The organism is Methylobacter tundripaludum SV96, from assembly GCF_000190755.2.
GTDB lineage: Bacteria > Pseudomonadota > Gammaproteobacteria > Methylococcales > Methylomonadaceae > Methylobacter_A > Methylobacter_A tundripaludum.
In genome coordinates this window covers 1538158-1544395 of sequence record NZ_JH109153.1, presented here as the reverse complement: position 1 = coordinate 1544395, position 6238 = coordinate 1538158, and the positions used below count along the sequence as shown (strand labels likewise).

Below are 6238 nucleotides of genomic sequence, written 5' to 3'. Positions count from 1 at the left end.
CTCAAGTAACCATCGTCATTGAGAACTCGCATGTGAACATATCCCACTATCGCTCCGTTGTGCAGGCGGTAGCCAATAATATCTATCTGCGCGATTTGCTGACGCGAAGAAATGTGGAACTGCTGCACCTACAGCATGGGAAAGAAATAGAGCGCCGAGGACCGGTGCTCCACGAGGAGCTACCTGCAATTTTACTGCTGGGTCCAGATCAGGCTGGGAGCTTTATCTATCAACAGCAGGAATACCCTTTTACACTGACCCTGAAGCGCGCGCAGAATGTGGAATTAACCCTAAAGGGCGACGAACGGACGAATGGGCTGATTATCCTGTCTGACATGGCAGTGCTGGACTGTCAGCTGTTTGACTATGAAAACCAGGTGGGGACGGAGTATCTTTTTGGCACGGTGCGTTGTGCAGCCTTGCTCGAAAAATTAGGCCAAGGCATGGCAATTATTAGCGACGAAAGGGAGGGCCTGAATCATAAGCATGCCTTTGTCGAGGCTTTTTCCCAAGCCGTCAGTAAAATGATCGCGCCCTATGTGTTGGCGGAGCAAGAAAAACTGAAGCATCTGGAACGCGCTACAACGTCCGGTCGAACCGGTCATATGATCGAGCACCTGCTTCAACGCATGAGCCGGGCGGCGATACAAGACTTGGGCATCGTACTGCCGCCGGCCTCTGACCTGGAAGCGGGTGCTTTCGTTGAGAAAGAACTTCCGGCGGCGCTGCGTTTTACCACGCCTTTCTATTATCGCAAGGTCAATCATACCTTCCACGTTGCCTTGCTGCTTGATCCGAGCCAGTTTTCGGATGACGAGGTATTAACCTTCAACTATGTGCTGCCCGATTCCATGCACATCGAACCCGCTCCGACGGCGATAGCGGTTCGCGAGCTTGGTGAAACCCAGCGGATCGAATGGACAATTGTGGGCGATACAACAGGGGAGCATGGAGAGATCAATGCACGGACGGGAACGTATTGGGCCTGGTGTGAAATTGCTGTGGCGGAGCATGCTTCCGGACACAGCCATGGCTATTCCAGTCATATTGCAAAAAGAGGGCAGCCTCGGGATCATGGTGCCGATATGTTCGTGGGCTATGAGTTCCGTAACCTTAATAACGAGCTGGACCGAGCGGTATATAGCGCTGAGGAACGTAAAATCATCATCAATACCGGTGCGCCGACAGTGCAACTTTATGTGGATGGCCGGGGACATTTTCGTGATGCAGCCAGACTGCTGCTCGCCGAGCTTTTCATGGATGTGATTTCAGATGAGTTGGCTCGGCGTTCTGTAGAAAAGTCAGGCCATAAAGGTAATGTTGAGGCGTATCGTGCTGCTAAACAGGATATCATTCGCCGATACGGCAGTGAGATCCATCTTTCGTTCTTGACCTCATAAATAAAACCATGGGGTTTCTATGGCTCTAGCCTTACTCTGGATTGAACACGGACTCGCCAAAAGCGCCGAACCCCCAGGTAGAGGGTAAAGTAATCGCTGAGGCTATAAGCGTACTGCTCAACCGCCTAACAAACCCGTTGTATTTAAGGCATTGGCATTCATCACTTAATCAACCGCTGTAAACAATCACATCACGACATAAGTAGTTACGCAAAAGTTATTTGGAATTTTTTACCGATGTCACTCAGGATTTCCAACACCCACTTTTTCAAGTGTCCGTAACTTTGATAGGCATCAAGCGGCAACCATTCGTACTTAACTTTACGCCAGAGTATTTCGATCAGGTTCAGCTCTGGGCTGTAAGGCGGAAGAAAATGTAAGCACACACCACGTTGTTGCCAGCCCGCCAGCTTTTCTTTGAATACGCCGCTACGATGAATGGTGATGTGTCAACACTTTTCCGGACACAAAGTTAAGCAGATTTTAGCTGCATTTCGTAGTCCACTGGCGACACATAGTGATTTGCGGAATGAAGTCGCTCACGGTTGTAAAACACCTCGATATATTCAAATATATCCTGCTTAGCCTCAGCTCTGGTTTGATAACGCTGATGATGAACCAGTTCTGTTTTCAAGGTATGAAAGAAGCTTTCTGAGACGGCATTATCCCAGCAGTTGCCTTTGCGACTCATGCTTTGGATAATGCCATGCTCCTGCAATAGCGTTCGATGACTGTCAGAGGCGTACTGACTGCCTCTATCGGTATGCCATATCAAGCCTTTACCGGGTTTACGCTGCCAAACGGCCATCAATAACGCATCGTTCACCAGTTTGGCCCGCATGTGCTCAGCCATTGACCAGCCGACCACTTGCCGCGAGTACAGGTCAATCACGACAGCCAAATACAGCCAACCTTCCAGTGTATGAATATAGGTGATGTCGCCGACATAGGTTTGATTCGGTTGCGCCACCGTGAATTGCCGATCCAAGTGATTGGGGGCAATGGGCAAATTATGCTTGGAATTCGTGGTCGCTTTGAATTTGCGCTTGGTTTTACAGGCTAAACCCGCAGCAGCCATTAACCGGCCGATACGACGTCGACTGACCTGCCGATCCCGGTTGATTAAGGCCTCCTTGAGGCGACGCGTACCGTAGTTTTTCCGACTCTTCTGGAACAGGGTCTTTATGACCTCAACCAGCTCGGCATCGTCTTTTTCAATGGCTGTCTGAGGGCGCTCCTGCCAAGCATAGTAAGCGCTACGAGAAACGCTCATGAACCGGCACATCGATTTAACCGAAAATTCGCTCTCATGTTGTTTGACCCAGGCGTACTTCTCGGCAACTGCTCCTGCGTTGCTCTACCTCCTGCATCCATGCAGTCGACCGTTGCTCCTTGGCAAAGTACGCCGCTGCTTTTTTTAACAGGTCACGTTCCTCTATTAATCGGGCGTTTTCCTTCTTCAGCCGCTTCAATTCTTCGTATAGATGCTCATCGGTTCGCACGGTTTTGCTGTACTCCTTCGGCTGGCTATATTTGTTGATCCAGGTATGGAGCGTATTGGCATTGACTCCTAAATCCCTGGCTGTTTGGGTAATCGGCTTATCAGAACCTATCGCCAGCTTCACCGAGGATTCTCTAAATTCGGCGCTATATATTTTTACTTTTTGTTTTTCTTGATCCATTTTCGACACACTCTCTATTTTCAGATTATTTTAGATTGTGTGTCCGGTTTAGTGTAGCCACTTCATGGAAGCATTTCGACAAACGCATCAAAGGCATTGACAACCGTATCCGTTGTCACCGATTGTTCGGAGCTGTGGAAAAACAGATCATTGCTGCGACTCAAAAAACCTAACACATTCATGCGCTTGCTACGATAGCAGGGTATTTGTCGGGTCTCGCCAATCCGTTGCCATCCATAGGGTACACAGGGTGTCGTGCTAAATCCGGATTCGTCAAAGTAGTAAAGCTTCAATTCCCCATCATCCTCTTGCTGTTTCAAGGCCTTCAGATATGCCTTATCACGTTGGAAATCTGCTTCATTACGCTTTCCCTTCACTGATTGCCGACAACGTTTCCAGGCATAGGCACTTTTTTTAAAATTCGTTTAAAGGTGTCAAGGCTGGCTTCCTTGCCCGTCTCCTCCAGCAATCGTGCTGCGGCGGCCTTGGGCTGGTGTGGGTTTTTGTCAATATAGCCCAGAAAAACGGCTTGTTCCTCAACCGTGAAGCGCACAGGCCTACCGCTTCGTGGACAATCGTAAAGCCCTATTAATCCCTCTGTTTCCCATTTGTCTAACCATGAGCTGACAGTCTCATGCTGGGACTCAAACAATTCGCTCAGCCGTGCAATTACATACCTTCTATTATTCAATAAGATAGCATGTGCCCGTTGTCTAACCCGGAATAATGGGTGGTTACGATAGGCTTCGGTTAACGTTACTTCCTCTTCCGGGGTCAGTTTGGCGATGAATTTCAGGTGGACTCCTAATTTTTGTCTGTTATTGCAATCGTTTCCAGTTTGACACAATAAATTTACTTCCTAATAACTTTCGCATTACTACTTAGTCGGCGGCTAAACAGCCAGCGTTTATACTGCACATATTGTCCTTAGCGTTACCAAACCCGCCGGAACCGATCCAGATCGGCCTGGATTGATCTCATTCCAAGTGTAAACGCAATTTAGAAATGTCCTCTATGCTGCAAAGTAGAAGTGTCCCCTGTATTGGTTTTCTTTTTCCACTACCCAATTTTACTCACGATCAGGAGGAGGTGGGGTTTTCATCCATTTCTAATTATTGTGGTGCTCACTTCGCCCAAGTGTTGTCTTGATGGAGCGCCCGCACTGCGTTTTTCATCATTTTTATCCTGTTTTTCTTTGATGAAATTTAGAACCGCTCCCAATCGCTTATTACTTACTATTTCCCCTTGATCGATTTTTTTGATTTTATCGAATATGCGGTAGGGGAGCTCGCGATTGTCACATTTGATTTTTATTGTGCCATCGAAGTATTCATAAACGGTCACTTTATTCCGGGCCAGGCTTCTGTTATCAATTGAATCCTCAATCAGGTAGAGTGCCTTGTCGTATTGCAGGGTTAGATTTTTAGACAAAGTTCTATTTTCCTGCCATGAAAAAATTTCATTTAATTCTTCATGAGGCAGCAATTCACGGTGCATATTCTTGGAATCAACTGATTCCACTCCAAACTGTTTGTTAAATTTATCCATAAATTCCGGCAAGAATTGATTTCCTTGTTCGGCACCAGAAATATTCATAAGCCGCATTTCTTTAATCAAACGATCTTGCAGGGTTCTATTGACACGTTCAACGCGGCCTTTGGCCTGCGGCGTATTGGCGCAAATAATATCAATGTTCAATTCGGTTAAGGCTCTTCCAAATTGAGTGACACCATCACCACCTAATTCACCTGTTTTATTAACACGAAATACGCAGTGTTTATCACTATAAAACGCAACGGGCTTGCCATGCTTCTCTAAATATCGGCGAGTGGAATCAAAATAAGTGAACGTTGACTCTGATTTTACAAATTGGCATTCCATGAGTTTCCCCGTTGCATCATCGATATAAACAAGAAGTGTGCATTTAGGCGCTCTGCCTTCAAACCAGTCATGTGGCGAGCCGTCAATCTGTATTAGCTCACCAAAGCATTCACGTCTATTACGAGGCTGGTGGACGCGTTTTAACCGACTACTTTGGGGTATCCATAATTCCGCATCAATCATCCATTTTCGTAACGTTTCCCGAGAAATAGTTAGCTCATGGTTTTCACTTAATTTTTCACAGGCAAAAGTTGGCTTAAAATCAACGTAGTATTGTTTGACATAAGCTATGGCCAATTCTTTAATCGAGTCTGGATACTTGTGATTACTTGGATTACCGCGTTTCTTGCTGACAACACCTATGGCTCCATTAGCTTTATACGCTTTTCTTAACCGCCTGATCTGGCGAACGCTCAAACCTAATTGCTTGGCAGCTTCATGTTCGAATAGCCGTTTATCAATCAATTTTTGTAGAATTTCTATGCGATGTAATTCTTTGTTGCTCATAGTAATGATGTCCTGCATAGCTGTCGTTATCCATGGTGTAAATTTACAAAAAACTGTAAATTTACACCGGAGAGGACATTTCTACTTTGCTAAAACAGGACATTACTATATTGCGCTTACACCAAGACTTCGCATAATGTATATTATGTAAAATTGATGCTGTAATCATTGGCGGCATAAGTCTTGCGTTAGCAATGATTCTTACAGCACGGAGTCAGAAAAATGGCATTGAAAAAAACGAGCTTTTATCACACGCGCAATAAAATAATCCCCAACAACAAAGCCGCCGCTGAATTACTGGGCGTTGATATTGCTGAAATAGCACGAATGGACAAGGAAGGCGCTCCGGCTGTCATGGAGCGTTATATTCTGTTATGGGACTCTAAACGAATCAACTCGCCCGGCTGGGATGGATGGTGTTTTAGTCGCGGATCACTGATGCACAAGAGAATGATTTGGAAGCCTGAAAACCTGTTAAATGCGCGTCGAGAAGCTGAACGAATTGGGCAACTCGAAGCGGAAATACATAAACTTTACAGCCTTTACGGGTTAATCAAGATTACTAAAAAGTTGATTTATAAAAAAATAGGCCGAAGATATTATCGATAACTGGTTTTGCAATGTTCGTTGTTTTGGTCGCATGTTACGGTTTTCATCCATGTTTTTTTAGCAATATGAACAGGCGCTTCAACTGATGAATTATTCAATCCGGCTAATTCATCAGCATAAGCCGATAATATTATCGTAAAACCATGTTGAATAAATAAC

Annotated in this window: 6 protein-coding genes and 1 pseudogene; 2 read left to right on the top strand and 5 right to left on the bottom strand. The window is 45.6% G+C overall.

Going from position 1 to position 6238, the window contains the following annotated elements; translation table 11 throughout:
- Positions 1-1400 (top strand): hypothetical protein (locus METTU_RS19740; protein WP_006893750.1); only part of this gene is annotated, 1400 nt, incomplete at its 5' end.
- 206 nt (positions 1401-1606) lie between these two features.
- On the opposite strand, the gene METTU_RS19735 is transcribed toward METTU_RS19740, so the two are convergent.
- The 5 genes and pseudogenes from METTU_RS19735 to METTU_RS19710 form a co-directional block, all read right to left on the bottom strand.
- Positions 1607-1840, bottom strand: a complete 234-nt coding sequence (locus tag METTU_RS19735; protein ID WP_302050608.1) for a transposase — start codon at positions 1838-1840, stop codon at positions 1607-1609.
- A gap of 32 nt (positions 1841-1872) precedes the next feature.
- Positions 1873-3082 (bottom strand): annotated as a pseudogene (locus METTU_RS19730) (IS3 family transposase).
- Positions 3083-3144: 62 nt separating this feature from the next.
- Entirely contained in the window at positions 3145-3459 is a 315-nt protein-coding gene (locus METTU_RS24715; RefSeq protein WP_254258069.1) for a transposase, read from the bottom strand.
- Positions 3456-3929 (bottom strand): helix-turn-helix domain-containing protein, encoded by a 474-nt coding sequence (locus tag METTU_RS24710; RefSeq protein WP_006893918.1) that lies wholly within the window; start codon positions 3927-3929, stop codon positions 3456-3458. Before METTU_RS24710 ends, METTU_RS24715 begins: the two co-directional genes overlap by 4 nt.
- A 251-nt stretch (positions 3930-4180) precedes the next feature.
- Positions 4181-5488: an ISNCY family transposase gene (locus METTU_RS19710; protein WP_006889414.1), complete on the bottom strand. Its 1308-nt coding sequence runs from the start codon at positions 5486-5488 to the stop codon at positions 4181-4183.
- 204 nt (positions 5489-5692) lie between these two features.
- Between METTU_RS19710 and METTU_RS19705 the strand changes: the two genes are divergently transcribed.
- Positions 5693-6079 carry a hypothetical protein gene (locus METTU_RS19705; protein WP_006893749.1) on the top strand — a complete coding sequence of 129 codons (387 nt, stop codon included), beginning with the start codon at positions 5693-5695 and terminating at the stop codon, positions 6077-6079.
- Positions 6080-6238: the final 159 nt, after the last annotated feature.

What these genes read in the sequence shown, in the direction of transcription:
- METTU_RS19710 (WP_006889414.1), bottom strand. Translation starts at nt 5,488, where the DNA reads ATGCAGGACATCATTACTATGAGCAACAAAGAATTACATCGCATAGAA.
- METTU_RS19705 (WP_006893749.1), top strand. Translation starts at nt 5,693, where the DNA reads ATGGCATTGAAAAAAACGAGCTTTTATCACACGCGCAATAAAATAATC.